This window comes from Paraburkholderia sp. IW21 (assembly GCF_041321145.1).
Classification (GTDB): domain Bacteria; phylum Pseudomonadota; class Gammaproteobacteria; order Burkholderiales; family Burkholderiaceae; genus Paraburkholderia.
Window position 1 is genome coordinate 1 of the sequence record NZ_JBGGWA010000020.1, and the last position, 26,335, is coordinate 26,335.

Here is a 26,335-nt window from a genome sequence, read left to right on the forward strand (position 1 = left end):
TGCCGAACTGTCGATCAGCCGCGAGCGGACGACCGTCGACCGGATCGCCTTCGATCCCACAGCACCGACCGTCGACAAAGACGTGGCCACTTACCGCATGCTCAAAGGGCAAGGCATGGAGGCTTGGACTCAATACCTGGCTCTGCCCGCCACGTCGACTGAAAGCAGTCTTGCTGCAGCGGTCCGCAAAAGCGAGTCACCGCACGTTTTGCGAGAGCGCGACGGTTGCGCACCACGACAATCACGTCTGCCTCTCCCGCCAGCAGTGGATGTCGCTGCGCGAATCACCGAACGCAGACATATCGGCCAATGAAGAGGGGCTCGTTACGCGCTGAAATAACGGCGAGCACCCTTATGTCCAAGCTTCTCTTCTGCTCGCATCGATTTGTTTTGACGACCCGCACGGGCGCAAACATGGCATTCTCCGGTGGACGGACCGGCCGAGCGCTTTACCACCGTGATACGAGGCGCGCGCTGCGCCTTGCTCCGGCATCTAAAGGTCGATCGCAACCGCAAAGGCAGGCCGGACAGCAGCGCGACCCGATGATCGCGTTCAACCCGGAATGGGCGCCCCGCTCTCAGAGCAGAAATGCTCTGGCGCACGTGCGGCGGAAATGCCGCACGGTCAAACCAACTGCCTTCGCAGTGGAGCATCGCCCGTGCCCGGTTTCAATGACGACGCGTGGGAGACAGACGCCATTTTCCACACTGATTCAGCAGGCTCGGTCGAGCATGACATCAGAGCCCCATGCCGACGAGCGGTAAAGGTAAGTGAACTCTGGTGGTGCCGGGGGCGATGTCCTGGGTTGCGCCTGTCTCGAGTTTCCGGGATGCTCGGGAAAACGGGACCACGCTCCTCAACGGTAGCGGCAAACCGGAATGGCCAAGCTTCGCGATTGATTGGGCAGGAAGCGTCTAAAAAATGCCTCCCATGCATCCAGCCCACCGCTGGTAGCGAACCCAAAGTCAGGACAGCAAAACGGGCAACGGGAACATACGGCGTTCACGACTGCGCAAGGTTTGCATCGGCTCGGCGCCGATACGCCTTGCAAAGGGTAGCGATGCGGCACGCAAAGTGCTCGACTGTTTGCATCGGCTCGGCGCCGATACCGCCTTGCAAAGGGTAGCGATGCGGCACGCAAAGTGCTCGACAACTGGCAACCAGCCCAATCCATTGGAGTCCTCATGTCCCAAGTTCTCAGTATTCAACCTTTGCCGTTCGATCCCGCATTCGAGCAGGTCCCTGACGATGAGCCGGAAACCATCCGTGAACTGGGTGAGGCGATTCGTGTGATTATTGAAACCACGTACAGGGACACCGGTCATGCGATGCGAGGCGTGCATGCAAAAAGCCATGGCCTGCTGCAGGGCGAGATCCAGATTCTCGATAACCTGCCGGCCGAACTGGCGCAAGGTGCATTCGCAAGGCCCGGCGCCTTCCCAGTGATCATGCGCTTCTCCACGAATCCAGGCGACATTCTGGATGACAACGTTTCAACCCCGCGCGGTCTCGGAATAAAAATCATGGGTGTCGAAGGAGCGCGACTGCCGGGCGCCGAGAATCAGGTTACGCAGGACTTTGTGATGCAGAACGCGCCGGCTTTCACTGCGCCGACGCCGAAAGCGTTCCTCAAGAGTCTCAAAATGCTCTCGAAGACAACGGATAAAGCGCCCAGTGTAAAGCGTGCGATGTCGGCGATACTGCGTGGCACTGAAGCTGTCATCGAAGCTGTGGGAGCGGAAAGTCCGACTATCAAAAGTCTCGGAGGGCATCCCGAAACCAACCTTCTCGGCGAAACGTACAGCACGGTGGTTCCATTGCTTTACGGCCTGTACTACTGCAAAGTCACCGTGGTGCCGGTCAGTGCGGAACTCGCCGCGTTGACCGATGCCAAGGTCGACCTGTCCGGCAGGCCCGACGGACTGCGCGAATCGGTCAATGAGTTCTTTGCAACCCATGACGGGGAATGGGAGGTGCGCGTTCAACTCGCCACCGACATTGAAAAAATGCCAGTGGAAGATGCGTCGGCAATATGGCCGGAAGACCTCAGCCCGCCGATTACGGTGGCCCGGATCCGGGTCTCGCCGCAGCCAGCGTGGACCGAGGCGCGGTCCGGCGTAGTTGACGACACTCTGGCGTTTTCCCCGTGGCACGGCCTGGCGGCGCATCGTCCGATTGGCGGTGTGAACCGTTCGCGGAAACCCGTCTATGAAATGTCGGCAGGGTTCCGGGGCACGCGGAACGGCTGCCCGATGCATGAACCGCAAACGCTGGACGGGCTGCTGCCGTAAGCCTGCAACGCGTGGCCGGTTGATCCGGGTACCCTCCTGCTGTTGGGATCGCCGCAGCGATGCGTGTCAGAACATGCTTCGCTGCGGCACGAGGCCGCTGACCGTTGCCAGCCAGCTCGATCAGACGCGATTGTGAGCAAGGGGCATCGACGATACGGCGGGTCAGGTGCTCACACGCCGCTGACCGATGAGCCGGCACCGAGGCCAGCAGCTGGTCGTGCCGCGTGAGGATTCTCGCGAGAATTGGGCTGCTGTGGCGGATGACGGCTATCGCTCGCGGCGTCCAGACCGACGCATGTTGTTACCGGGGCGGCTAGCGGGGCAATGTGCTGACGCGTTATCACCAAACACGCAATTTGAGCACGCCGGCGGACGGGGCGCCCGGAAGGGTGCGTCCGCGACTCATCGCCGGGTGTCGCCACAGCCGGGGTGGGGGTGCGCTCCCTGCCCGCTCCAGCCCCTGCCATGGCGTATCGATGCTACTGCATCAATTGCGCCCGCAGTGGATCCTTCCCGTCGTCCCGGAAACTTGCCGAGACGCGAGGCAAGATCAAAAGGCAGGATCAGCCGGCGGAGGCGCATCGGCCTAGAAAGGCAAAGCGAAACGAGCATCGTGGATCCGGCGGATCATCGGGTCCAATCACTCATGCCAGGCGTGTGCATGATCGCTGGCAAGGATTTCGCGCGCTTTAAGGATTACCGGCGCATCGACCATCTTGCCGTCGATCGCCACCGCGCCGCCCGCGCTTGCATCGATGCCCGCGATGACCCGTCCGGCCCATTCAAGCTCGGCTGCGCTCGGGGCGAACACATCGTGAACGAGTGCGATCTGCTTCGGATGGATGCACAATTTCGCGCGAAAGCCGAAGCGCTTCGCCTGCTCTGTGTCGTGACGTATCTGAGCGACTTCTTCGAAATTCGTCGTGACACCATCGACGGGCGGTGCAAGCCTGGCCGCGCGGGAATGCAGCACGATCATCGAGCGAAAATAGTGAAGCTCCTCGTCATCGGCGCCGATGCGCAGATCGGCTTGCAGATCGAGCGACCCGAAAAGCAGCCGACTCACGCGCGGCGTCTCGCACAATGACCGGATGTTGGCAAAGCCTTGCGCGCTCTCCAGAATCGGCAGGCACTCCGCGCTGCGATGAGCGAACTGGGAGACGAGGTCGATCTGCTCGGGGCGTTCCGCCTTCGGCAAGACGATGCCTCGCACGGTCGCAATGAGTGCGATCTCCCGGACATCGTCCGTGAACCATTCTGTGTCCGACGCGTTGACCCGCACATAAGCGGCACCGCCCCGGGAGAGCCAGTCGTGCACGTGGGCACGGGCGGCCACTTTATCTGCCGGTGGCACCGCGTCTTCGAGGTCGATGACCACTGCGTCGGCGCCGCTGCTGCACGCTTTCTGAAAGCGCTCGGGGCGATTGCCAGGAACAAACAGATACGAACGGGGAAGCGGGAGAGTCATATGATCGCCGGTTGTGCGGTCGCGTGGGATCGAGGACGCCGTGAGGCGCGGTGGTTTTTCTAAATCACGTGATCCGCGCGCATACGCTCGATGTCTGCCGGGGTATAGCCAAGTTCATCGAGAATCGACGCGGTGTGCTCACCGAGCGCCGGCACGCCGTCCATTCTCGGCTGCCAGGCACCCGGTGTGCCCGGCGGCAACAGCGCCGGGATCGGGCCGGCCGGCGTCGCCACTTCGGTCCAGCGTTCGCGGGCAGCCAGTTGAGGATGATTCCATACATCCTTCATCTCGTTCATCTGCGCGCTTGCGATGCCCGTCTGTTCGAGACGCTCGATGACCTGCATCGCCGTCAGCGAAGAGAATGCTTCGGTGACGATGCGGGTTAGCGCGTCGCGATGCTCGACGCGCCGCGGATTCGCGTCGAAGCGCACATCGTTCTCCAGTTCAGGCTGCAGCAGAACGTGTTCGCAGAATGTCTTCCACTCGCGCTCGTTCTGGAGTCCGAGCATGACGGTTTTGCCGTCGCCCGCGCGAAACGGTCCATACGGAAAGATCGTCGCATGCGCGGCTGCGGCGCGGGGCGGCGGCGGCTGATCGTTGATCGCGTAGTAGAGCGGATAACCCATCCACTCGACCATGCTCTCCAGCATCGACACCTCGATTCTCGTGCCGGCGCCCGTGCGTTCGCGTTGCATGAGCGCGGCGAGGATATTCGTATAGGCGTACATGCCGGCTGAGATGTCGGCAATCGAACAGCCCGCTTTCGCTGGAGCGTCAGGGCCGCCCGTCACGGAAAGAAAGCCAGCTTCGCTCTGGATAAGCAGGTCGTAGGCTTTCTTGTCGCGATACGGGCCGTCGTCTCCGTAACCGGAAATGTCGCAGACGATCAGGCGTGGATGATCCGCATGCAACGTTTCGTAAGACAGACCGAGGCGCGCCGCTGCGCCGGGAGCCAGGTTCTGCACGAGAATGTCCGCATCGGCCAGCAACGCCATCAGGACCTCACGCGCCGCCGGCTGCTTGACGTCGAGTGTGATGCTCTCCTTCGAGCGGTTGGTCCACACGAAGTGCGACGCGAGCCCCGATACGCGCCCGTCGTATCCGCGCGCGAAGGCGCCGGTGAGCGGACGCTCCACCTTGATGACTCGCGCGCCGAGGTCGGCGAGTTGCCGCGTGCAAAACGGCGCGGCGATCGCATGTTCGAGCGTAATGACCTTGATTCCATCGAGTGGACGCATCTTCATCTCCGCTCAGAAGGAACGCGGCAAGCCGAGCACGTGCTCGGCCACGTACGACAGGATCAGATTGGTCGAGATCGGTGCGACCTGATAAAGGCGGGTCTCGCGGAACTTGCGTTCCACGTCGTATTCGCACGCGAAGCCGAAGCCGCCGTGAAACTGCAGGCACGCGTTGGCCGCTTCCCACGACGCGTCGGCCGCAAGCAGCTTCGCCATGTTCGCCTGGGCGCCGCAAGGCTTGTGGGCGTCGAAGAGTGCAGTGGCCTGGAAGCGCATCAGGCTTGCCGCTTCGACGTTCACGTAGGCGCGTGCAATCGGAAACTGCACGCCCTGGTTCTGGCCGATCGGGCGGCCGAACACCACGCGTTCATTCACGTAGCGCGATACCTTGTCGATGAACCAGTAGCCGTCGCCGACGCATTCAGCCGCAATCAGTGCGCGTTCGGCGTTCAGGCCGTCCAGAATGTATTTGAATCCCTGACCCTCTTCGCCGATGAGGTTTTCCACGGGAATTTCCAGGTTGTCGAAGAACAGTTCGTTGGTCTCGTGATTGACCATGTTCGTGATCGGCTGAACCGTCAGACCGTTGCCGATCGCTTCGCGAAGATCGACCACGAAAACCGACATCCCTTCGGACTTTCGTTTGCACTGGTCGATGGGCGTCGTGCGCGCGAGCAGGATCATCAGGTCCGAGTGCTGGACGCGCGAGATCCACACCTTCTGTCCGTTCACCACGTAGCGCTCGCCTCTACGCTCGGCGACCGTCTTGATCTTCGTTGTGTCGGTGCCGGTGGTCGGCTCGGTCACGGCCATCGACTGCAGCCGCAGTTCACCACTGGCTATCTTCGGCAGGTACTTATGCTTCTGCGCCTCCGAGCCGTGCCGTAGCAACGTGCCCATGTTGTACATCTGGCCGTGGCAGGCACCCGAATTGCCGCCTGAGCGATTGATCTCTTCCATGATCACGGACGCCTCGGTGAGCGAGAGTCCCGAGCCGCCGTACTCCTGCGGAATCAGCGCGGCAAGCCAGCCAGCCTGCGTCAGCGCATCGACGAATTCGGCCGGGTAGCCCCGTGCTTCGTCAATCTTGCGAAAGTATTCCGCGGAAAACTGGCTGCACAGATCACGTACGGCTTCGCGGATCTCCTGGTATTGATCGTTTGGGTTGTACATCGTGTTATCCATGGTTTCGGCGTTCTAGCGGGAAGAGCGGGAATTGAAAGGTGTTTCGTGCGAGACGCGCGCGGTGGCCTGCATCGTCAACCAGCCTTCGTGATCGCGTGCCCAAAGGTGGATGGTTTCGCCGTCGTCAGCAGGCTTGCCACACACCTCGAATGAGTGACCGACGAACGTCGGCCGTTGTGCCCGGAATTCGAATTCATGCAGCGTTGCGGACGGCATCTCGCGATGCAACAGATCGGCAAGCAGCGTGGCAATCAACGGGCCGTGCACGACCAGACCCGGATAGCCTTCCTCGCGGGTCACATACTGATGGTCGTAGTGGATGCGGTGCCCGTTGAAGGTGACGGCTGAATAGCGGAACAGCATTGTCTCGTCGGGATGAACGGCGTGTCGCCATGCTTCGTCGCGGCGCGCGGCCGTCGGCGGTGGCATCGGGGCATCTGCGGCCTGGGCGTCGCGGTAGACGATGTCCTGCTGCTCGACCATCAGTAGACCCGACGCATCGCGCAGTTCGTGCGTCACTTCGACAAAGATCAGGTGGCCGGAACGGCCCTGCTTCTCGCGCACGTCGGCGATTCTGGACGTCCGCGAAACCTCTGCGCTCACGAGCAGCGGCTGCACAAAGCGCAGACGCCCGCCTGCCCACATGCGGCGCGGCAGCGGCACGGGTGGCAGGAAGCCGCCGCGTGCGGGATGGCCATCCGTGCCGAGTTCGGATTGACGTTGCATCGGATTGAAATAAGCCCAGTGCCACAACGGCGGCAACGCGTCGCCGGGCGCAGGCACCGGACCGGCGCTGTCGAGCGTTGCGCCGAGCGCGGCGGCCTGGCGGGCATCGATGGGTTCGGACACGGTAGACTCCCGCCCGCGCCATTGCTGAAGATGGGACAAATCCACGTATTGCTCCTCAATCGCGATGGGTGTCGTGGGTCGCTAACGCGGTCATCGATGATGCAAGCCGGGAATCAGTCGCGATCCAGCATCGAGTGATCGCGCGTTTCCCGCATGAATCCATAAACCAGCAGCGAACAGAAGATACACCCTGTCACGTACCGGTAGAACCAGCTTTCGTGTCCTGCGTTCTTGAGCCAGAGCGCGAGGTATTCGGTCGTGCCGCCGAACACCGAGACGGCGATTGCATACGGAAAACCTACGCCGAGTGCGCGAATCTCGACAGGGAACATCTCCGCCTTGACGATCGCGTTGATCGACGTATAGCCGCTCACGATGACCAGCGCGGCCATTACGATCCAGAATGCCGTCCAGCACACTTTCAGTCATCGCCGAACGCAGATACAACACGACGACCGAGATGATCGCACCGATGACGAACGGGATCCGCCAGCCCCACGCCTCGAGCTCGGCGGAACTCAGCAGCACCCGTTGCAACAGCACGAGCAACGCGATCGCGACCAACTGGCCCATGATCAGCGTCACGTACTGGAAGCTCGCATAGAAGCCGCGATGCTTCGGCGTGGCCATTTCCGCGAGGTAAGCGGCAGACGTGCCGTATTCGCCGCCGAGGCTCAGGCCCTGCAAAAGGCGCGCGAACACGAGCAGCACGGGCGCGCCGATGCCGATGCTCGCATGCGTGGGACACACTGCGATGATCAGCGAGCCGCCGCACATCATGCACACCGACAGCAGGAGGGCGGCCCTTCTGCCGCGCTTGTCCGCGTAAAGGCCGAACAGCCAGCCACCGATCGGCCGCATCAGAAAGCCGACCGCGAAGATGGCAGCGGTATTCAGCAGCTGTTCGGTGCCACTGCCGCTCGGGAAGAACGACTTCGCGAAGTAGAGGGAAAACGCGGAATAGGCGTACCAGTCGTACCACTCGAGCAGATTGCCGACCGAGCCGCTGAAAATCGACTTGATGCGTTGCGGGAACGTCAGTGTGGATACCGCGGGTCTAGCCGGTACCGCGGGTCTTGCTGCGGTGTCGGTGCTGCTTACGTCCATGTTGCCTGTCTCCTGTGTAACGACCAGCGCGTTTTGCGTCATGGGTCGTGCGTCATCTATCGCGTGTCAGGCGACATTGCCGAGGCAGACGTACTTTCTTTCCGAGTATTCGTCGATCCCGTAGCGCGATCCTTCCTTGCCAAAGCCCGATTCCTTTACGCCGCCAAAAGGGGCGACTTCCGTCGAGATCGCCCCCTCGTTGACGCCGACGATGCCGAAGTCGAGCGCTTCGGTTACACGGATGCTGCGATTCAGATCCGACGTGTAGAAATAAGCGGCAAGCCCATAGCGCGTTGCATTCGCGAGGGTTAGCGCTTCGGCTTCGTCGGTGAACCGGGTGACTGCGACTACCGGGCCAAAAATCTCCTCCTGCGTGATCGACATCGTGTCCGTCACGTCGGTCAGGACCGTCGGCGCGTAGAACGACGGGCCAGCCGGGTGGCGTTCGCCGCCGGCATGGACGCTCGCGCCTTTCGAGCGCGCGTCGGCTACAAGGCGTTCGACCTTGCGAAGCGCGGCATCGTCGATGAGCGGACCGAGCGTCACGCCGTCTTCGGTGCCGTGTCCCATGCGCATTTCGCGCACCGCCTGCGTGAGCCGTTCGACGAAGGCGTCATGAATGCCTGCCTGTACGAGAAAGCGGTTGGCGCACACACAGGTCTGCCCGGCGTTGCGGAACTTGGACGCGATCGCGCCTTGCACGGCCTGGTCGAGATTCGCGTCGTCGAAGACGATGAAGGGCGCGTTGCCGCCCAGTTCCAGCGACACTTTTTTTACCGTCCCGGCGCAGGCGGCCATCAGTTTCTTGCCCACCGCGGTCGAGCCGGTGAACGACAGCTTGCGCACCGTTTCGCTTTCGATCAGTGCTGCGCCGATTTCCACGGCATCGCCGGTGACAACCGACAATGCGCCTTTAGGCAGGCCGGCTTCTTCGGCCAGCACGCACAGCGCGAGCGCGGAGAAGGGCGTTTGCGGAGCCGGCTTGAGCACGACGGTGCAGCCCGCTGCGAGCGCGGGCGCGACCTTGCGCGTGACCATGCCCGAAGGAAAATTCCATGGTGTGATCGCCGCGCATACGCCTACCGGCTGGCGAATCACCGTGATGCGCTGATTGCCGCGCGGCGCCGGGATCGTATCGCCATAGACGCGCTTCGCTTCTTCACCGAACCACTCGAGAAACGACACGGCATAGTCAATTTCTCCCTGGGCCTCGCGAAGCGGCTTGCCCTGCTCGGCGGTCATGATCTGCGCGAGATCGTTCTTGTGTTCGAGCATCAGCGACGCCCACTTGAGCAGCACAGCGCCGCGCGCCTTGCCGGTCCATTGCCGGTATTGCGCAAACGCGGCATTTGCCGAGGCGATCGCTTCCTCGACATTCGCGCGCGTGAGCGACGGCACACGGCCGAGCTGCGCGCCCGTCGCCGGATTGTGTACCGGGACCCACGTGTGACCGTTTCCTGTAGACCATTCGCCGCCGACGTAAGCGGCCTCGCGAAAGAGGTCCGCTCGTTGAAGTTTCAACATATCGGGTTCCTTTTGCGGTTGAGGGTGTCTGGACGCATGCCTCAATCTCCTGAGCGGCCAGCGGCTTGAGCCGGCGCAGCGGGAAGGACGGCCGCGAGGCTTGTCGTCACCTCGATGAAGTACGGCCTCTGCGCGGTGAGGCCGCGTGCGATCGCTGCATCGATTTCATGCGCAGCCGAAATGCGCTCGGCCGTGACGCCGAAGGCGCGTGCGATCTGGATGAAATCGGGGTTGGAGAGTGTGGTGCCGACATGTCTTCCCGGATAGGCGCGCTCCTGGTGGATGCGGATCGAGCCGTAGCAGTTATTGTTCGACACGATGAAAAGGATCGGCAAATCACGCTCGACGGCCGCGATCATTTCGTTGCCTGTCATCAGAAAACCTCCATCGCCGACAAGGCAGATGGTCTTCTGGCGAGGGTTGCGCAACTGTGTCGCGATTGCCGCCGGCGTGCCGTAACCCATCGCGCCGGAGAGCGGCGCCATCAGCCGTTGCGGGTAGCGAAACGGGAAATGCCGGTAGACCGGCGCGGCGAACGTGCCCGCGTCGAGACACACAGCAGCGTCCGCTGGCGCAAGCTTTGCGAGCGAGCGCACGACGTCGGTGAACGGCACGCCATCGTGAGGGTTCTGTTCCGGCCACTGCGCGATGCGCGCTGCGATGGCGCGCACGCTGCGTGACCACTCGGTTCGCTGGGGGGGGGAAGCACGCGATCCTGAGGCTGCAACCAGCGCATCGGCGAGCGCCGCCGGGTCGCACACGGCACCAATATCCGCGGCGAAATGCAGCCCGACGATATGCTCGTCCGGGTAGCAATGCACGAAGGTTTGCGTCGGACGCGGCAGGCGCGGGAAGCGATAGCCTTGCGTCGTGATATCGCCCATGCGCGTCCCGAGCGCGAAGATCAGGTCGCTCGTCTTGAACAGGTTGATCTGGTCCTGCGGGTTGGCGAGGCCGAGGTCGCCGGCATAGAGCGGATGCTGGTTCGGAAAGAGATCCTGCTGCCGGAACGACACAGCAACCGGCACGTGATATTTCTCCGCGAGGCGCAGCAGCGCTTCGCGGCCACCCGGCGCGGCGAGCGCGCCGCCTGCGATAATCAACGGTCGTTCCGCATTGTCGAGGAGCTCCGCGATCCGGTCGACGGTCCCGGGCTGCGGCACGGTCGACGCGAGCGGTACCGCCTGCCATACCTGAGGTTCGACGGCCTGTTGCTGGATGTCTTCGGGAATCACGAGCACCACCGGACCCGGCGTACCACTGGTCGCGATCCGGATGGCCTTGAACGCCGCCGTCGCGAGTTGCTCCGGTTCGGTCACTTCGACGACCCACTTCGCGATCGATCCGTACATCTTCTGATAATCGATTTCCTGGAACGCTTCCTTGCGCAGATCGGCTTTCGGAATCTGCCCAACCACCAGGATCAGCGGAATGGCGTCTTGCTGGGCTGTGTGCACGGCAATCGACGCATTCGTCGCGCCGGGTCCGCGGCTCACCATGACGACACCCGGACGCTGCGTCAGACGCCCATCCGCGCATGCCATAAAGCCCGCGCCTCCTTCATGCCGGCACGTGACGGCGTCGATCTCCGGGAAATCGCCCAGCGCGTCGAGAATGCCGAGATAGCTTTCGCCAGGTACCAGAAAGATCCGGTCAATGCCGTTGGCGGCAAAAACGGACAGAAGTGCGTGTGAAGAGGTAGTCAGTTCGTTGTGCTTCATGACGTGGAGTCGAGGGTTTTGTGCGGCCGGCGCAATTGCAGGGTGGCGGTGAGCTAGCTATGGGGGCATTGTTGTATGATCCCGGATCGATATCAATTAGATAGCTGGCATATCAGCTATGCCGTTCTGGCAGCGGAGGAAAGGTGGATCTACGGCGGCTCGAACTGCTGATGCAGGTGGCGGCGTTCGACAGTTTTTCGAAAGCGGCGACGGTACTGGGCATCGCGCAACCCGCGTTGGGGCGGCAAATCCAGAAGCTCGAAGAGGAGTGCGGCGTACGTCTTTTTTATCGCCACGGGCGGGGCGTGTCGCTGACACCGGAGGGCGAAACGCTGCTCCAGCGGGCGCGCCCGCTCGTGCGCCAGCTCGCGGCGATTCCCGCTGACCTTCAGTCCGAGCGCGACTCTCCATGCGGCCTTGTCACGGTGGGGCTGACGCCGACGGTATGCAACTTGTTCGGCCTCAAGCTCATCACCGCAACACGCGACAAATATCCGCAATTGCGCGTAAACGTCGTGTCCGGGTACAGCGGCTATGTGCACGAATGGCTCGTTGACGGGCGGCTCGATATGGCGGTCCTTCACGATGCACGGCGCTCGTCGACCGTCGCGGTCGATCCGCTCGCGGCGGCCGAACTGTTCTTCATTATGCCGAACGCCGATACGGCCTTCGATCTACCCACCGAGGCGACGCTGTCTGCGCTCAGCGAGGTGCCGCTCGTGTTGCCCACCCGCAATCACGGACTGCGGCGCACCCTCGAATACGCGGCGAGCGACGCGGGCATCGGGCTGAACGTGGAATACGAGGTCGACACACTCGAACTGCTCAAGGAGATCGTGGTCTCCGGGTTGGCGTGCACGGTGCTGGCCAAACCGGCGGTGCTCAAAGAACTGGCGGCGGGTACGCTGGTCGCGCACCGTATCGCCGCGCCGGATCTGCAGACGAAACTGATGCTCGCGACAGCGGTCCGGCGTCCAATCACGCGCGGCATTCGCCTCGTCGAGCAGGAAATCAAGACCCTCGTCACGGAACTCGTCGCGGACAAGGCGGACGGATTCGGGCTCGTCGCGCTGGAGACATAAACGCAAGCTCGATGCCATTTCCGGTTCGCTGGCCGGGCGATGCCATTTTGGCACATCTGCTATAACACCTAAGCCATTGCTGTTTGTCCGGTGTGGGCGAAAGAATACGCTCGCACGAAGACATATCAAAAAAACAGGAGACAGCAATATGGCAACTATCACGACGAGTCGGCCCTCGCTATCGGCGGAGGAGCGCAAAGTCGTTTTCGGGTCCTCGCTGGGGACCGTGTTCGAGTGGTACGACTTCTTCATCTACGGCAGTGTCGCCGCAGTCATCGCGAAGCGCTTCTTTGCAGGCGTCAGTCCCACGTATGGCTTCATCTTCGCGCTGCTAGGCTTTGCGGCGGGTTTCATCGTGCGGCCGCTCGGTGCGATGCTGTTCGGCCGGCTCGGCGACATCGTCGGGCGCAAGCACACGTTCTTGCTGACGATCGTTGTGATGGGCGCCGCCACATTCCTGACGGGCATGCTGCCGACTTACGAGCAGGTGGGTGTGCTCGCTCCGGTGCTGCTGATCGTGCTGCGCATGGTGCAAGGTCTCGCCATCGGCGGCGAATACGGCGGGGCGGCGACCTACGTCGCTGAACACGCACCGAAGGAGCGGCGCGGCTATTTCACGGCGTGGATTCAGACCACCGGCACTGCGGGCATGGTGCTGTCCCTGCTGGTCGTGATGGCGAGCATCAAGCTGAGCGGCCCGGAGTTCGACGTCTGGGGCTGGCGCATTCCGTTTCTCGTATCGGTGATCCTGCTCGGTATTTCGCTCTATATCCGGCTCTCGATGAGTGAGTCGCCGGTATTTGAACAGATGAAGGCGCAAGGCCGCTCGTCGAAAGCGCCGCTCAAGGAGGCGTTCGGCCGCTGGGAAAACCTGCGTGCCGTCCTGCTTGCGCTCTTCGGATTGTGTGCCGGCCAGACGGTCGTGTATTTCACCGGCCAGTTCTTTCCGCTCTTCTTCCTGACGCAGACGCTGAAGGTCGACATCGGCACGGCCAATCTGATGGTGATCGTCGCGCTTGCGGTCGGCTGCCCGTTCTTCCTGTTCTTTGGCTGGCTGTCGGACCGGATTGGACGCAAGCCAATCCTGCTCGTCGGTTTAGTGTTGCCCGCGTTGACGTTCTACCCGATCTACCGCGGTCTCACTCACTTTGCCAACCCGGCGCTTGCCGCGGCGCAAGCCACGGCGCCCGTTTCGGTGCTCGTCGATCCCGATACGTGTTCGTTCCAGATGAATCCGACCGGCACCAAGAAATTTACCAGCTCCTGCGATATCGCCAAGCTCGCACTTGCACAGGCTTCGGCGAATTACTCGACGCAGAGCGCGTCCGCGGGCAGCAATGCGGTGATCGTCATCGGCTCGCAACGTATCGAGTCGTACGACGCCAAGGGGCTGGCGCCTGCCGACGCGAAAGCGAAGGAAGTGGCGCTGAAGTCCGCGCTTGGTGCTGCACTCAAGTCGGCGGGTTATCCGCTGAAGGCCGCGCCAGAGCAGATGAACATTCCTGGCGTGATGACCCTTCTGATCCTGCTGATGATCTACGCGGCCATGAGCTATTCGGTGCTCGGCGCGATGCTGGTAGAAATGTTTCCTGCTCGCATTCGCTATACGTCACTGTCGCTGCCCTATCACATTGCGACTGGCTGGTTCGGCGGCCTGCAGCCTACGGTGTCGTTCGCGCTGATCGCATCGACCGGGAATATCTATAGCGGGCTGTGGTATCCCAGCGTGATTGCCGGGTTCACGTTCATCGTCGCGGCGCTGTTCATCCGCGAGACGAGGGGCGTCGACATCGATGGATGAGCACACGATGACGATGCAGCTCTTCTACAGCCCTGGTTCGCCGTTCGCGAGGAAGGTACGCGTTCTGGCACGGGAGCGCGGACTGCTGAATGTCCTGCGGGAGACGGCGTTGAGTCCGCATGACGATGCGCCCGAATTGTTGGCCGCCAATCCGCTCGGCAAGGTGCCGGCGCTGCGCACGCGTGATACGACGCTCTTCGACAGTCCGCTGATCTGCGAATAGGTGGACATGCTTGGCGGCGGCCCGCGGCTTGTTCCGCCAGACGGCCCGGCGCGGATCGCTGCGCTGCGCGCCCAGGCGCTCGGAGACGGGTTGATGGACGCGGCGGTTGCGTCCGTCCTCGAACTCAGGCGGCCTGAAGCAATGCAGTCGACGCACTGGTTGCGTCGCTGGCGCGCAGTAATCGAACGGGGCGTGACGACGCTGGCGCACGAAGCGCCGCCTTCGGGCTTCGGCATTGGCGCCATATCGATTGCCTGCGCTTTGGCTTACCTCGATTTCCGTTTTCCGGGCATCGCGTGGCGCGCTGCGCAGCCCTCGCTTGCCGCGTGGCTCGACGATGTCTCGGCGCGCGAGAGCATGGTTGCGACCCGGTCGACCGCGTGAACGTCGCTACATCATCCTCTTCTGGTTCAGGCCATGACTGCCACAGACACCACCATGAAAATAGTCGTACTCGATGACTTCCAGGACCTCGTACGCCATCTCGACGCATTTGCGTTGCTGCGCGAACGGCTGCCGCAAGCCGACATCGTTGTTCACCGCGAATGGGCGGACTCCGGCGATGAACTCGTTGCACGCCTCGCGGGCGCCGACATCGCCGTGCTGATCCGCGAGCGGACCCGCCTGACGCGCGAGGTCATCGAACGTTTGCCATGGCTGCGTGTCATTGTGCAGACAGGACGGGTAGCGCGCGACAGCACCGCACATATCGATATCGCCGCATGCACGGAGCGCCGCATTGCGATCATCGAGGGCGAGAGTGACGGCGTCTCGGCTGCCGAACTGACGTGGGCATTGGTTCTCGCGGCTCGTCGACGGCTGCCGCAGTACCTACGATACATGGACCAGGGCCGCTGGCAGTACAGCGGCCTCGAAGATCCTGCGTTTCCACGCGGGTTCGGCATTGGTGTTTCACTGCATGGCGACACGCTGGGCATCTGGGGCTATGGCCGGATCGGCAGGATCCTCGGGCGCTACGGCGCGGCTTTCGGCATGAAGATTCAGGTATGGGGCAGCGACCGATCGCGCGCTGCTGCGCTCGCGGACGGATTCCAGAGCGCGTCTTCGCGCGAAGCGCTGTTCGAACAGTCCGATGTTCTGTCGGTGAATCTGCGGCAAAGCGATTCGACGCTTGCCGCAGTCACGTACGAGGACCTGTCCCGCATGAAGCCGACCAGTCTCTTCGTAAATACGGGCCGTGCGGGCGTCGTTGCGCCAGGGGCGCTCGTGCGCGCGCTCGGGCAGGGTCGTCCGGGCATGGCGGCCCTGGACGTCTACGACACCGAGCCGCTGCCGCAAGACGATCCGCTCCGGCACCTGGAGAACTGTCTGTGTTCGCCGCACCTCGGATACGTGGAGAAGAACAGCTATGAAATCCTGTTCGGCTCGGCGTTCAGAAACCTGCTAACTCATCTGGCCGCCGGTGAGCGAACTGCACCGGAGCGCCTTGATGGAATCACGCCTTGACGGACGCTATACAAGATGCCCGGCTGGCCGTGTTTCGCAGCGACAACCCAATCGCATCACGGATCGAAGCCGGCGAACCGGCTTTCTTCCTGACCAACGAACAGGCGACGCAGCGCATCGTGAACGGCCGAATCCGGATGTTCAGCGGGCATTTGCCGCCGCGCCTCGGCTGGCCGCATAGGGTCGAAATTTGCCTGTCAAGTTGGCTTCCGGGCATTTCACTATTTGAAACCAGCCTCGACATTCGTTTGCGGACACTGGCCCTTATATAAACCGGGTGACGTCGCCGGATCGCACCTGGCGTGACGACGCTGTGCACCGACGGGTAGCCGGCGTGCGCGCAACCGGATCGCCGCGATGCGGCCCGGCCACCGGAGAGCAAGCAGGGCACCGACGCAAAAGGCGCGGACCAGCAGCGGGCGGTCCATCAGACGTACTCGAGGGTGCGCCCGCGCCGGGAGCGGCCGCATTTGCCCGTCGGTGCGTCGCCGGAGTGGGCTGCGCCCGCCTGTTCATCAAATCCATGCCGCTGACACGGGCGATTGGCAGTACCGGAATGAGACCCGATGCGTCGGCCCGGTTTATCGGCGGCGTCATGCACCGCTTACCCATGGGGACATGCGTGCAGGGCATGTGATCGCGGATTAGTCCGGCCGTCGGCTAATTGCGTAAAGGCGCGCGGGTCGGGTAGGGTGGCGACATTCACAACCTTAACGAGGCAAAAACAATGAACAAGCAGGACCTGGTGGATGCGGTCGCCGCGAAGACCGGCGCCAGGAAGGCGGCAACCGGCGAGACGATCGATGCGGTGATCGCGGCCATCATGGGCGAACTGGCGAAGGGCAAGACGGTACAGCTGATCGGCTTCGGTTCGTTTTCGGTGGGCGCGCGCGCGGCGCGGGTCGGCCGCAACCCGGCGACCGGTGCCGAGATCCAGCTCCCGGCCGCAGACCTCGTGCCCGATCATCGGTGCGTTGCTGCGCTACCGGACGCGCATCGGGCGCATCGTGCGCGTCATCGCGGAAGCACGTGGGCAGGGCGCGATGATCGAATCGCTCGACACCGCCGGCAGGACCTTCGTGAGCACCGCGAAGTGGGTCAGCCTGCGTGAGCTGGGTAATCAGCTTTTCTGAGGCTGGCCTCCGTCGCAATGCGACCGGCGACCATTCCGCAATGTCGCGGATCACAACCTGAGCGCCGGCAAGACTGAAAGCGCGGCCCTCGCATGCTGACTGTCGCAGCAAATGTATCTTCCTTATGCACCTATGGCGCCTCAAATTGGCCGCCCTATACTCGCATATTGACCGCAGTCAGGGCAACACAATGCGACGCATTACCGTCCGGAGATCGCCGGTGCACGGCAAGGGTGTATTTGCCATGCGTCCGCTCGCGGCGGGCGAACGCGTGCTTGAGTACAAGGGTGAAATCACGACGTGGCGAAACGCGTTGCGCCGGCACCGGTGTGAAGGCGTCGCAGGACATACGTTCCTGTTCGGCCTCTCGGATGGACGCGTCATTGATGGCAGCCGGGGCGGCAACAGCGCTCGGTGGCTGAACCACGCCTGTACGCCAAACTGCGAAACCATCGAGGATGGCGAGCGGATTTTCATTCACACACTACGGCCGATTGAGACAGGCGAAGAACTGTTCATCGACTATCTGCTGGCCACTGACGATCCTCTGGATGAAGACGTTCGGGGGCAGTACGTGTGTCGATGCGCCGCGGCGGACTGCCGTCAGTCGATGCTGGCGGACGCTGGGTGAACAGGACGCCGCAGGAGGGAAACGGCAGCCTTCCTTTCCCGAGACCCGGCAACGGCCTGGAGCAGGAGAATGATGGCTTTGTCCGGATCGGCGTGGATGTGGTTTTTCATCCCGATGTGCTGAAAACCACCGTTGCCAAAGGGAGATGCACCCGACGGCAATCCTGCGCAAGCACAAAGAAACCGATGTCGCTGGAGCTTGACGATTGGTGGTGACGTCGACGCCAGCGCGCATCTCGACAGATGCGGGGGAGCATCCTTATGCAGAATCGGAAGTTCGCGCGAAAGAGAGCAGGGGAATGAGTCTGCCGGAACTGCTGGACCATTGAACTGGCACTGACGGGGACGCCTGCTCGCATGTCCGTCTGTCGAGCGCTGTCGGATCTGAACCGGCGGCTCGGCCCGACCAGCGAGCAACCTGCTGCACGGCCCAGTAAATCCACGTCCCCCCGCGACGTCGGCACCAAACCGCCGCCGATTTTTTGATGCGATGGCTCAGAAAACGCATCACCGTTTTCAGGAACCACCTCGACAAAGACTAGGAATTTTCAGTAATGGTGCGAAGCGGGAGGTAGCGTGGCATAAGTACCTCGCGACCGTTGGCGCTCGATTCAGCGGTTGGGCGACACGGAACTTCCGTTCTTCTCCTGCTGTGCTGATATGCGGGCTTGTGCGGCGCGCAGTGACTCTGTGTAGTTCGGATCAGAATGGGCAGGGTTGTATCCGGCCTTCTCGAGTTGGGCAAGCTCTTCGCGAACGCTAGCACGTGTAACCGGGCCTGTCGATTCGGCATGGGAAAAGATAGGAGCGCTCAAAATAGATGCGCTGGCGAGCGTAAGAATCACAGATTTCATGGGACATCAAAGATGGAAGGGAGTTGGACGCTAGCGCGTGAACCAACCGGGTCGCAGGACCGTATAGTCCAGGTCCGATTGCTCGATTATTTCCGCGGAGTCCCCATAGGGGGCGAGGATCGCACGATAGCGCTCGCCAGGCACTTCGCCGTAGATACACGCAGTTGGCCGAGCCCGCGGTCTTTGCCCGGTAGCTCGCGCCGCTGCGTGCGTCTGAGTGGGGGGTGTATGCGAAGCGCCCGTTCGCGGGACCGGAAGCGGTGCTCGCGTAGCCACCATATTGATTCGTGGAACCAGTCATGGACGGGCACGACTCAAGTGCGTCAGTTTCGAATTGAGGGCAAGACTCTGTACATAAAGACGCTGCCCGCCAAGAACGCACTCACCGGCAACGCAAGCTCGTCGGTGTTGATCTTGATTGCGGTCGAGTAGACATGTATTCGCGGGGTCTCGTGCATCCACACCTGGTGGAGTGCTTGACCCGCTGTGCCGGAGGTACTTCACTCAGCAGACGACGACTTGCGTCCGATACTGAACGGTGGTTTTGCCGGTTGTGCAGCTTTCTCCCGTTCCTTCGCGACAGTAGCGGAGGGTCAACCGTCGTTTAGTCTTTGTGCTGACCGACGTTCAGGGCAATGTAGCTAATTCACGCGCTGTAATAAATATTTCTCAATGTCGTGCTATAGAGATAGTCATCTCGAAAAAGCACCGACCTATGAATATGATCTTCAAATATAAATTATCCCAATGCAGTCACAATGGATTCGCGACATTAATTAAATTAGTTATTAAAACATCAATATGTATTCCTGATCAATATAAGCCTTTCTGGGCGGGCGTCCCATTGAAATAATCAAAAGATTGAGCGTGTAACGCGTTGCCATCCGATAGGGAATAATCAACAGACAAAACGGCATATACCAAAAAAAGCATCCCACATATTGCATTCGAAAATTGAGCGGTTATGATGGCGTCTCCGTGATTCGATTTCTCGCATGATCGCTTTACGGAGGAGGGGCGGCAGGAATATTTGCCGGGCATTCACGCTGGAGAGGGTCATTAATCCTCTCCGCGCAGACAGACTAAATCGAGGAGACGATATGCTGAGTCCCCATGAATTTGCCACCTTAATGCTCATCAAAGACGCGCCGGACCAGATCGAACTGGGCCGCGCTGAGCTGGACACGCTGTTGGAGCGGCAACTCATATCCCTGGAAAACCTCGCGTCAGGACGCCCACGTCCTCATGTCACAAGCGACGGCGATTCCATTCTCAAGGCCGTCGCCCGGATGCGCTAGACATCTGCGGCGTACACCTCCCGGTCCTGAAGAAATCGCGGCGTTTGCTGTCCCCATGTTCTACATGAGCGCCACTGCATCACACAGCATGCGCGCCGAAGAAACAGCCGTGGCCGAAGCGTCTCAGGGGGTTGGTTTGTAGGTGCTGTTGATGTAACGACCGAGCGAAGTCCTCGCGCCGCGTGTTGCCTGACAGGCGTCCTTGTACTTCGATTTATCCACCATGACGATCCGCCGCAACACACCCGTCCGATCGGGGTTTCGCGCGTTGGACCGAATTTTGAGGAATTCAACAATGGCTCTATTGAGTCCCGAGCAAGTCGCTGCCGCGAAGGTCAACGTCGACGCATTCTTCGGGTTGACCGCGAAGGTCTTTGAAGGCGTCGAAAAACTGGTCGCGCTGAACCTGCAGGTCGTCAGGTCCACGCTGGCCGAGGCGCAGGAGAACATGACGAAGGTGCCCGACACGCCGGATCCGCAGCAGTGGTTCGCGCTGCAAGCGGGTTTCACCGGGCCTTTCTCGGAAAAAACGCTGTCATACGGTCGGCAAGTGTTCGACGTCGCATCGACCACGCAGGCTGAGATAACCCAACTCGCACAGACGCAGTACGAGCGATATAACGCACGCGTGCAGGCCCTCATTGAGGACGCGTCGAAGAGCGCTCCGGCAGGGTCCGAAGCGGCGATCGCTGCGTGGAAATCCGCGATCAGCGCCACCACGACCCTGTACGAAACGCTGCAGAAGACGGGGCAACAGGCCGTGCAGGTTGCCGGGAGCAATCTTGACGCATTCACGGCCACAGCGTCAAAGGCCGCGCGACGCAACGCCGGGCAGGCTCCCGTAGCCGCGGGCGCGAAGGGGTAAGGCCGACGCGGGCAGCGATGCCCGCGTTGCTGTTCTTGTGTTATATGAAGGAATCCTTAAGGGTGGCGGAATCCAGTTTCAAGTACATTTAATTCTTGACTGAAGGCAGCGTTGCTCCAGATGTTTACGAGGCCGATTTTTTTGTGAGGACGATTCGATGGCAAAGCAGATCGCGGTGGTGACGGGTGGTATGGGTGGACTTGGCGAAGCGATCAGCATCAAGCTGCATGACGCCGGGTATGCAGTCGTGGTCACCTGTTCGCCGGGCAACACCGGTGCGAACGAGTGGCTCGCACGGATGGAAGCGCAGAGACGACAATTCCGCGCGTACACGGTCGACGTCGCCGACTACGACTCGTGCGAAAGATGCGCGGCGCAAATCATGACTGAAGTCGGACCGGTCGACATCCTGATCAATAACGCCGGTATCACGCGCGACGCGAGCTTCAGGAAACTGGACAAAGTTAATTGGGACGCGGTAATCCGGACCAACCTCGATTCGGTGTTCAACATGACGAAGCCCATGTGCGACGGCATGGTCGAGCGTGGCTGGGGCCGCATCATCAACGTGTCGTCGATCATCGGCTCCAAGGGTGGGTTCGGCCAGACCAACTATGCGGCGGCGAAGGCCGGTGTGCATGGCTTCACGAAATCGCTGGCGCTTGAGGTGGCGAAGAAAGGCGTCACCGTCAACACGATCTCGCCCGGCTATATCGCGACCAGGATGGTGATGGCAGTGCCTGCGGAAATCCGCGAGACGAAGATCATTCCGCAGATTCCGGTCGGCCGGCTCGGACAGCCCGACGAAGTCGCGGCACTCGTGCTGTACCTGTGCTCGCGCGAAGCGGGCTTCGTGACCGGGGCCAACATTGCGATCAACGGGGGGCAACACCTGCAGTGAACCGGAGAGGTCAGCAATGGAGGTTCCGATGAATGAAGCGGCGGCAATCGTCGTAGGTTCATTCGCGCTCGTGATGGCAGCCGTGTTTGTCGCCGCTCACTATCACCGGGAGCAAATGCGCCGAAAGCGACTCAGACAGATGGTTCGTCTTCACAACGGGCAGGACTGGAGCAGCGCCCGGCATTGAGCTGCTGCGCTCGTTACCCTGTTCTAGCGGTACCGGGGGTGATCGCATCGTTGCCAGAATGGATGTGCACACGCGTTTCATCACGAAACGCACACTGGCAACACCTACGCAATGGTTGCCGCTGCATCGAACGCCGCGGCGGTAAGCATCGATTCGCGCGACGATGAAACGGCGATATTTTTTGATTGGGCTGCTGCATTCTCAGGCGCGGCGGCCGCTCTCGCGCGGCACTGTCACGTTGCGGAGATGGTCGAGTAAGACCGCGTGGTGAAGAATGCAAAATCGCTTGTGCGGCATCGCCTCCATGTTGATCGGCATTCCGACCGGCGTGAAGATCTACGACTGGATGACAACGATGTTTCGCGGCCGGATACGATTTACCGTGTCGACGATCTATTTAATCGGCTTCATGCTTCTCTTCGTGCTGGGCGGCATGAGCGGCATTCCGCTTGCTGACCCCGGGATCGACTATCAGGTGCACAACAGCGTGTTCCTGGTTGCGCACTTTCATAATGTTGCGGTGCCGGGCCTGCTGTTTGGCATGATTGCCGCCTACTACTACTACTACTACTGGTTTCCCAAAGCATTCGGCTCGTCTTAACGAGGTGTTCTGATCTTCGCAATCGCGGGCTCCTGGCGATCGGCTGTGTCCATCGCCTCGAGATACCGGGCGATACTTGACTCAATGTCACACATGCGCCGTTCGAGCTTGGCGCTCGTGAAGTTGCGGTCGCAATGGTTCACCGCCTTGAACTTGCTTCCGTCGATCGCAGCGAGCGCATCTGCGAAGAGGTTCAGACGCTGGCGTAGCATCACGAACTGACGGCAGACGCTGCGGATCGCTTTGCCGTTGTCTTTACGGAACCGCGCAATGGCCTTGAAGCCCGGCGCCAGACGTCCCGTGAGCCACATCAGTTCGACGTTGCGCTGGGCGTCACGTTCAAGGCGACAGCTTGAGTGAATACGGTTCAGGTAACCGTAGCAGATTTTGAGCATCACCTCCGGATGATACGAAGGTCGTCCCGTCAGCCCGGGCTCAACGCCTTAAAACTCGAGCTTCTGAAGATCGAGCTCATCCACAAAAGATGTCCACCACGCGCACAGGATTGGTGTCCGTCACGTAGTCACATCAAGCGCTTCGGGAAGGAGAAAGCTTTGCGTATGTTTATCGCCTTGAACGAATCGCTTCATCTGTCTCATCCTCCGCTATGTGCGCTTGTCTGACCCGAAGACAAACCGCTGCCCGGAAACGCAGCCCGCTCGCGAATCGAAGCTTACATAAGCTCGGCCCCAGGTTCCCTCGATGCGTCAGATAAAAGCGTTGCTGGCGGCGGCCGTGCGGCCGCGCAGCCAGTTAATGCTCGCGAAGAGCAGCAGTGCGAACACAATCAGCATCGTCGCCACGGCGAGAATCGACGGGTCGATCGAGTCGCGAATACCGCTCCACATCTGCCGCGGCACGGTTGTTTGATCCGGGCCGCCGATGAACAGAATGACGATCACTTCGTCGAACGAGGTCGCGAAAGCGAAGACACTGCCGGTCGCGACCGCGGGCGTGATGAGCGGCAAGGTCACGCGCCTGAATGTGACCCAGGGCGGCGCGCCGAGCCCGGAAGCGGCACGCAACAGACTGTGATCGAACGAAAGCAGCGACGCCGTCACGGTAATCACGACGAATGGCGTGCCGAGCGCAGCATGCGCCAGCACCACGCCGGGATATGAGTTCACAAGGCCGAGCGGCGCGAAGATCAGATAGAAGCCCGCCGCGACGACGACGATCGGCACGATCATCGGCGAGATGATGAGCGGCATGATCAGCGAGCGCAGCGGAAACTGCGCGCGCGAGAGGCCCAGCGCGGCGAGCGTGCCGAGACACGTGGCGATCAGCGTCGAAGCCGCGCCGATGCCGATGCTATTCAGCAGCGACCGTTGCCAGTCCGCGCTCGTGAGCGCCTGCTCGTACCAGCGCAGCGAGAAGCCCTGCATCGGGTACGAGAAATACGAGCCCGAATTGAACGAGAGCGGGATGATCGCGAGAATCGGCGCAATCAGGAAAAACAGCACGAGCGCGCTATGCAGCCGAACCCAGCGCGCGGCGATGCGTTCCGTCAGCACCTTGTTGCGTTGAACTTGCATATCCTTCCTTCGTCGTGTGCGTGCTTCGCCCGGGGCTCAACCAAAGCGCAAGCGGTCGATGCCGACGATGCGGTTGAACAGGAAATAAACGATCGCCGTAAAGATCACGAGATAGGCCGAGAGCGCGCCGGCGAGGCCCCAGTTAAGCTGCGTGTTGGTCTGTATCGCGATGAGCTGACTGATCATCTCGTCGCCTGCGCCCCCGAGCAGCGCAGGTGTGATGTAGTAGCCGAGCGCGAGCACGAATACAAGGAAGCAGCCCGCGCCGACGCCCGGCAGCGTCTGCGGCATGTAGATCCGCACGAACGCGGTGAACGGATGCGCCCCGAGCGATTGCGCGGCCCGCACGTACACTGGCGACACGCTCTTCATCACCGAATAGATCGCGAGAATCATGTAAGGCAGGAGCACGTGTGTCATGCCGATCAGTACGCCCGCGCGGTTGAAGATGAGCGGCAGCGGATGCGTGGCGAGACCGAGACCCATCAGCAGGCTATTGATGACGCCGCCCGGTTGCAGCAACACGTACCACGCGGTCGTGCGCACGAGCAGCGAGGTCCAGAACGGCACGATCACCAGGAGCATCAGGCGGTTGCTGCTTTTCGCGGGCAGATTCGCGAGCAGCCATGCGACCGGATAGCCGAGCACGAGGCACAACAACGTGACCGTGGCGCTGATTGAGATCGTGCGCACGAACGCCTGCCGGTAGACGGAAGCGTTGTCCGGGACGAACGCGACCGCGCTTTGCGGCGTCGCTTGCGCATCGACTGCGGCGAGCAGATAGTCCGGCGTCGGCGACGCGGCGGCGCGCTTCAGCAACCGCCAGGTCTCCGGCGAATTCCAGCGTTCGTCGAGTCCGACGAGCGCCGGTTTCCACGCCGGGGGCGCATCGGCGGGCAGTTGGCGTGCGCTGCGCATCAACAGGCTACGAAACTCGGGCTGAGCGAAGTTGAGCCGCCGCGCCACGGTACCGAGCTGTCCGCTCTGCTGAGCCTCTCTGAGCCCAGCAGCGAGCAGGGCGAACGTGTGTTCGTCCGGCACGCCGCGACCGTCCCACGCATTGAGCGCGCGCGTGAGCGCGGGCATGCTGTCGGGCACTTCGGTGTTCTCGACGCTGCGCGCGAGCAACAGCATGATCGGCGCAATGAACGTCGAAAGCAGAAACACGAGCAACGGCAGCGCAAGCAACAGCGCCTGCATCGATGCGCGGCGGCGCGCCTTCTGAAACGACGCGCGGCCGTCGGCTCTCGTCGCAGAGCCCGGGGCCGTGCCTTGGGCGGAAGCGGGCATGCTGGTAGTCAAGTTGGGCTCTCGTCGGATGATGGTGTTACTGCGTCAGCCACACCTGGAAGCGCTTGTTGATCTGGTCCGCGTTGTCGGCCCAGAAGTTCGCGTTGATCTGCAATGCGCGCCTGAAGTTCTCGGGTGCGGTTGGCAGGTCGGCGAGGCGCTGCTTGTCGACGAGCGCGATCGCGTCCTTGCGCGGCGGGGCGTACGCGATGTACTTCGACAAGTCCGCATAGGCCTTCGGCTGCGAAGCGGAGACGATGAATTTCGCGGCGGCGTCGGCGTGCTTGGCGCCCGTCGGAACGCCCCACCAGTCGAAGTCGTAGACTTGCGCGTCCCAGACGGCCTTGAATGGCTTGTTGTCCTTCTTCGCGGCATCGGAAATGCGGCCGTTGTAGGCCTGCGTCATCACGACCGCGCCGTCTGCGAGCAACTGCGGCGCCTGCGCACCTGACTCCCACCACACGATGCTCTGCTTGATCGTGTCGAGCTTCTTAAACGCGCGATCCACGCCAGCGGGTGTAGCGAGTACCTTGTAGACATCCCTCGGATCGACGCCGTCCGCAATCAACGCCCATTCCATCGATACCTTCGGCGACTTGCGCAGGCCACGCTTGCCCGGGAATTTCTGCAGATCGAAGAAGTCGTTGACGGTGGTCGGGGCGGTCTTGAGCTTGCTCGCGTCGTACGCGTAGACCGTGGACCAGACCATGCTCGCGACCGCGCAATCGCTGATCGAGCCGGGGATGAAATCGCTCGTCTTGCCGATCGTCTTCTTGTCGAACTTCTGCAGGAGGCCTTCGTCGCAGGCGGTGATCGCATCGTTGGTTTCGAGGTCGATCAGGTCCCACGTGGTGTTCTTCGCCTGCTCCATCGCGGAGAGTTTCGCGAGGCCGCCGTCATACGATTCGGTCGAGAAGCCGATCCCCGTGGCCTGCGTGAACGGTTCGAAATAGGCCTTTCTGGCCGCCGCTTCGTACGCGCCGCCGAAAGTCACGACGGAGAGCGTCTCCGCTGCCTGGGTGGTCACGGTGGCGAATGCGAGTACGGCGAGTACAGCGCATTGTGCTTTGATGAGAGTGCGCAT

At 61.6% G+C, this 26,335-nt stretch carries 25 protein-coding genes and 3 pseudogenes; 16 read left to right on the forward strand and 12 right to left on the reverse strand.

Going from position 1 to position 26,335, the window contains the following annotated elements:
- A partial coding sequence (locus tag ACAX43_RS31145; protein WP_370712186.1) for a Tar ligand binding domain-containing protein occupies nucleotides 1-313 on the forward strand: 313 nt, incomplete at its 5' end.
- Between the two features lie 872 nt (nucleotides 314-1,185).
- Nucleotides 1,186-2,292: a catalase family protein gene (locus tag ACAX43_RS31150; protein ID WP_370712187.1), complete on the forward strand. Its 1,107-nt coding sequence runs from the start codon at nucleotides 1,186-1,188 to the stop codon at nucleotides 2,290-2,292.
- A gap of 640 nt (nucleotides 2,293-2,932) precedes the next feature.
- On the opposite strand, the gene ACAX43_RS31155 is transcribed toward ACAX43_RS31150, so the two are convergent.
- From ACAX43_RS31155 to ACAX43_RS31185, 7 genes and pseudogenes are all read right to left on the reverse strand, one after another.
- Complete coding sequence (locus ACAX43_RS31155) at nucleotides 2,933-3,760, reverse strand: CoA ester lyase (protein ID WP_370712188.1); 828 nt, start codon at nucleotides 3,758-3,760, stop codon at nucleotides 2,933-2,935.
- 59 nt (nucleotides 3,761-3,819) lie between these two features.
- Nucleotides 3,820-4,998, reverse strand: coding sequence for a CaiB/BaiF CoA transferase family protein (locus tag ACAX43_RS31160; RefSeq protein ID WP_370712189.1), 1,179 nt, complete (start codon nucleotides 4,996-4,998; stop codon nucleotides 3,820-3,822).
- A 12-nt stretch (nucleotides 4,999-5,010) separates the two neighbouring features.
- A complete protein-coding gene (locus ACAX43_RS31165) occupies nucleotides 5,011-6,171 on the reverse strand; it encodes an acyl-CoA dehydrogenase family protein (RefSeq protein WP_370712190.1) in 1,161 nt (386 codons plus the stop codon).
- A gap of 24 nt (nucleotides 6,172-6,195) precedes the next feature.
- Nucleotides 6,196-7,032, reverse strand: coding sequence for a MaoC family dehydratase N-terminal domain-containing protein (locus ACAX43_RS31170; protein WP_370712191.1), 837 nt, complete (start codon nucleotides 7,030-7,032; stop codon nucleotides 6,196-6,198).
- A 113-nt stretch (nucleotides 7,033-7,145) separates the two neighbouring features.
- Nucleotides 7,146-8,139, reverse strand: a pseudogene (locus ACAX43_RS31175) (MFS transporter).
- Between the two features lie 66 nt (nucleotides 8,140-8,205).
- On the reverse strand, nucleotides 8,206-9,663 hold the full coding sequence (locus tag ACAX43_RS31180) for an NAD-dependent succinate-semialdehyde dehydrogenase (protein WP_370712192.1): 1,458 nt from the start codon (nucleotides 9,661-9,663) through the stop codon (nucleotides 8,206-8,208).
- A 41-nt stretch (nucleotides 9,664-9,704) separates the two neighbouring features.
- Nucleotides 9,705-11,384, reverse strand: a complete 1,680-nt coding sequence (locus ACAX43_RS31185) for a thiamine pyrophosphate-dependent enzyme (protein ID WP_370712193.1) — start codon at nucleotides 11,382-11,384, stop codon at nucleotides 9,705-9,707.
- 143 nt (nucleotides 11,385-11,527) lie between these two features.
- On the opposite strand from ACAX43_RS31185, the gene ACAX43_RS31190 reads away from it, so the two are divergent.
- The 9 genes and pseudogenes from ACAX43_RS31190 to ACAX43_RS31230 all read left to right on the forward strand — a co-directional run bounded on the left by ACAX43_RS31190 (nucleotide 11,528) and on the right by ACAX43_RS31230 (nucleotide 17,936).
- Nucleotides 11,528-12,466 (forward strand): LysR family transcriptional regulator, encoded by a 939-nt coding sequence (locus ACAX43_RS31190; protein ID WP_370712194.1) that lies wholly within the window; start codon nucleotides 11,528-11,530, stop codon nucleotides 12,464-12,466.
- A gap of 148 nt (nucleotides 12,467-12,614) precedes the next feature.
- Nucleotides 12,615-14,267: an MFS transporter gene (locus ACAX43_RS31195; RefSeq protein WP_370712195.1), complete on the forward strand. Its 1,653-nt coding sequence runs from the start codon at nucleotides 12,615-12,617 to the stop codon at nucleotides 14,265-14,267.
- A gap of 7 nt (nucleotides 14,268-14,274) precedes the next feature.
- A complete protein-coding gene (locus ACAX43_RS31200; protein WP_370712196.1) occupies nucleotides 14,275-14,490 on the forward strand; it encodes a glutathione S-transferase N-terminal domain-containing protein in 216 nt (71 codons plus the stop codon).
- A gap of 6 nt (nucleotides 14,491-14,496) precedes the next feature.
- Nucleotides 14,497-14,874 carry a glutathione S-transferase C-terminal domain-containing protein gene (locus tag ACAX43_RS31205; RefSeq protein WP_370712260.1) on the forward strand — a complete coding sequence of 126 codons (378 nt, stop codon included), beginning with the start codon at nucleotides 14,497-14,499 and terminating at the stop codon, nucleotides 14,872-14,874.
- Nucleotides 14,875-14,928: 54 nt separating this feature from the next.
- Nucleotides 14,929-15,957 (forward strand): D-2-hydroxyacid dehydrogenase family protein, encoded by a 1,029-nt coding sequence (locus ACAX43_RS31210; RefSeq protein ID WP_370712261.1) that lies wholly within the window; start codon nucleotides 14,929-14,931, stop codon nucleotides 15,955-15,957.
- A complete protein-coding gene (locus ACAX43_RS31215; RefSeq protein ID WP_370712197.1) occupies nucleotides 15,954-16,229 on the forward strand; it encodes a hypothetical protein in 276 nt (91 codons plus the stop codon). The genes ACAX43_RS31210 and ACAX43_RS31215 overlap by 4 nt, the downstream gene beginning before the upstream one ends.
- Nucleotides 16,230-16,657: 428 nt before the next feature.
- Nucleotides 16,658-16,915, forward strand: a pseudogene (locus tag ACAX43_RS31220) (HU family DNA-binding protein); the annotation flags it as partial.
- 365 nt (nucleotides 16,916-17,280) lie between these two features.
- A complete protein-coding gene (locus tag ACAX43_RS31225) occupies nucleotides 17,281-17,721 on the forward strand; it encodes an SET domain-containing protein (protein WP_370712198.1) in 441 nt (146 codons plus the stop codon).
- Nucleotides 17,718-17,936 carry a hypothetical protein gene (locus ACAX43_RS31230; protein WP_370712199.1) on the forward strand — a complete coding sequence of 73 codons (219 nt, stop codon included), beginning with the start codon at nucleotides 17,718-17,720 and terminating at the stop codon, nucleotides 17,934-17,936. The genes ACAX43_RS31225 and ACAX43_RS31230 overlap by 4 nt, the downstream gene beginning before the upstream one ends.
- Nucleotides 17,937-18,331: 395 nt before the next feature.
- Here ACAX43_RS31230 and ACAX43_RS31235 read toward each other — a convergent pair whose 3' ends face one another.
- Nucleotides 18,332-18,574, reverse strand: a complete 243-nt coding sequence (locus ACAX43_RS31235; protein ID WP_370712200.1) for a DUF4148 domain-containing protein — start codon at nucleotides 18,572-18,574, stop codon at nucleotides 18,332-18,334.
- Nucleotides 18,575-19,674: 1,100 nt separating this feature from the next.
- Between ACAX43_RS31235 and ACAX43_RS31240 the strand changes: the two genes are divergently transcribed.
- From ACAX43_RS31240 to ACAX43_RS31260, 5 genes are all read left to right on the forward strand, one after another.
- Nucleotides 19,675-19,872, forward strand: coding sequence for a hypothetical protein (locus ACAX43_RS31240; protein WP_370712201.1), 198 nt, complete (start codon nucleotides 19,675-19,677; stop codon nucleotides 19,870-19,872).
- Between the two features lie 295 nt (nucleotides 19,873-20,167).
- Complete coding sequence (locus tag ACAX43_RS31245) at nucleotides 20,168-20,737, forward strand: phasin family protein (protein ID WP_370712202.1); 570 nt, start codon at nucleotides 20,168-20,170, stop codon at nucleotides 20,735-20,737.
- A gap of 157 nt (nucleotides 20,738-20,894) precedes the next feature.
- Nucleotides 20,895-21,638: an acetoacetyl-CoA reductase gene (gene phbB / locus ACAX43_RS31250; protein WP_370712203.1), complete on the forward strand. Its 744-nt coding sequence runs from the start codon at nucleotides 20,895-20,897 to the stop codon at nucleotides 21,636-21,638.
- 28 nt (nucleotides 21,639-21,666) lie between these two features.
- Complete coding sequence (locus ACAX43_RS31255) at nucleotides 21,667-21,825, forward strand: hypothetical protein (RefSeq protein WP_370712204.1); 159 nt, start codon at nucleotides 21,667-21,669, stop codon at nucleotides 21,823-21,825.
- 274 nt (nucleotides 21,826-22,099) lie between these two features.
- Nucleotides 22,100-22,426, forward strand: a complete 327-nt coding sequence (locus tag ACAX43_RS31260) for a cbb3-type cytochrome c oxidase subunit I (protein WP_370712205.1) — start codon at nucleotides 22,100-22,102, stop codon at nucleotides 22,424-22,426.
- On the opposite strand, the pseudogene ACAX43_RS31265 reads toward ACAX43_RS31260, so the two are convergent.
- The 4 genes and pseudogenes from ACAX43_RS31265 to ACAX43_RS31280 form a co-directional block, all read right to left on the reverse strand.
- A pseudogene (locus ACAX43_RS31265) lies at nucleotides 22,426-23,016 on the reverse strand (transposase); the annotation flags it as partial. The gene ACAX43_RS31260 and the pseudogene ACAX43_RS31265 sit on opposite strands and share 1 nt — an antisense overlap.
- Nucleotides 23,017-23,133: 117 nt before the next feature.
- Nucleotides 23,134-23,961 (reverse strand): ABC transporter permease, encoded by an 828-nt coding sequence (locus tag ACAX43_RS31270; RefSeq protein WP_370712206.1) that lies wholly within the window; start codon nucleotides 23,959-23,961, stop codon nucleotides 23,134-23,136.
- A gap of 36 nt (nucleotides 23,962-23,997) precedes the next feature.
- A complete protein-coding gene (locus tag ACAX43_RS31275; protein ID WP_370712262.1) occupies nucleotides 23,998-25,251 on the reverse strand; it encodes an ABC transporter permease in 1,254 nt (417 codons plus the stop codon).
- Between the two features lie 37 nt (nucleotides 25,252-25,288).
- A complete protein-coding gene (locus tag ACAX43_RS31280) occupies nucleotides 25,289-26,335 on the reverse strand; it encodes an ABC transporter substrate-binding protein (protein WP_370712207.1) in 1,047 nt (348 codons plus the stop codon).

Bases quoted from the DNA above. Each gene is read 5' to 3' on its own strand.
- ACAX43_RS31150 (WP_370712187.1), top strand. From the start codon at position 1,186: ATGTCCCAAGTTCTCAGTATTCAACCTTTGCCGTTCGATCCCGCATTC.
- ACAX43_RS31155 (WP_370712188.1), bottom strand. From the start codon at position 3,760: ATGACTCTCCCGCTTCCCCGTTCGTATCTGTTTGTTCCTGGCAATCGC.
- ACAX43_RS31160 (WP_370712189.1), bottom strand. From the start codon at position 4,998: ATGCGTCCACTCGATGGAATCAAGGTCATTACGCTCGAACATGCGATC.
- ACAX43_RS31165 (WP_370712190.1), bottom strand. From the start codon at position 6,171: ATGTACAACCCAAACGATCAATACCAGGAGATCCGCGAAGCCGTACGT.
- ACAX43_RS31180 (WP_370712192.1), bottom strand. From the start codon at position 9,663: ATGTTGAAACTTCAACGAGCGGACCTCTTTCGCGAGGCCGCTTACGTC.
- ACAX43_RS31185 (WP_370712193.1), bottom strand. From the start codon at position 11,384: ATGAAGCACAACGAACTGACTACCTCTTCACACGCACTTCTGTCCGTT.
- ACAX43_RS31195 (WP_370712195.1), top strand. From the start codon at position 12,615: ATGGCAACTATCACGACGAGTCGGCCCTCGCTATCGGCGGAGGAGCGC.
- ACAX43_RS31200 (WP_370712196.1), top strand. From the start codon at position 14,275: ATGACGATGCAGCTCTTCTACAGCCCTGGTTCGCCGTTCGCGAGGAAG.
- ACAX43_RS31205 (WP_370712260.1), top strand. From the start codon at position 14,497: ATGCTTGGCGGCGGCCCGCGGCTTGTTCCGCCAGACGGCCCGGCGCGG.
- ACAX43_RS31210 (WP_370712261.1), top strand. From the start codon at position 14,929: ATGAAAATAGTCGTACTCGATGACTTCCAGGACCTCGTACGCCATCTC.
- ACAX43_RS31225 (WP_370712198.1), top strand. From the start codon at position 17,281: ATGCGACGCATTACCGTCCGGAGATCGCCGGTGCACGGCAAGGGTGTA.
- ACAX43_RS31235 (WP_370712200.1), bottom strand. From the start codon at position 18,574: ATGAAATCTGTGATTCTTACGCTCGCCAGCGCATCTATTTTGAGCGCT.
- ACAX43_RS31240 (WP_370712201.1), top strand. From the start codon at position 19,675: ATGCTGAGTCCCCATGAATTTGCCACCTTAATGCTCATCAAAGACGCG.
- ACAX43_RS31245 (WP_370712202.1), top strand. From the start codon at position 20,168: ATGGCTCTATTGAGTCCCGAGCAAGTCGCTGCCGCGAAGGTCAACGTC.
- phbB (WP_370712203.1), top strand. From the start codon at position 20,895: ATGGCAAAGCAGATCGCGGTGGTGACGGGTGGTATGGGTGGACTTGGC.
- ACAX43_RS31255 (WP_370712204.1), top strand. From the start codon at position 21,667: ATGAATGAAGCGGCGGCAATCGTCGTAGGTTCATTCGCGCTCGTGATG.
- ACAX43_RS31260 (WP_370712205.1), top strand. From the start codon at position 22,100: ATGCAAAATCGCTTGTGCGGCATCGCCTCCATGTTGATCGGCATTCCG.
- ACAX43_RS31270 (WP_370712206.1), bottom strand. From the start codon at position 23,961: ATGCAAGTTCAACGCAACAAGGTGCTGACGGAACGCATCGCCGCGCGC.
- ACAX43_RS31275 (WP_370712262.1), bottom strand. From the start codon at position 25,251: ATGCCCGCTTCCGCCCAAGGCACGGCCCCGGGCTCTGCGACGAGAGCC.
- ACAX43_RS31280 (WP_370712207.1), bottom strand. From the start codon at position 26,335: ATGCGCACTCTCATCAAAGCACAATGCGCTGTACTCGCCGTACTCGCA.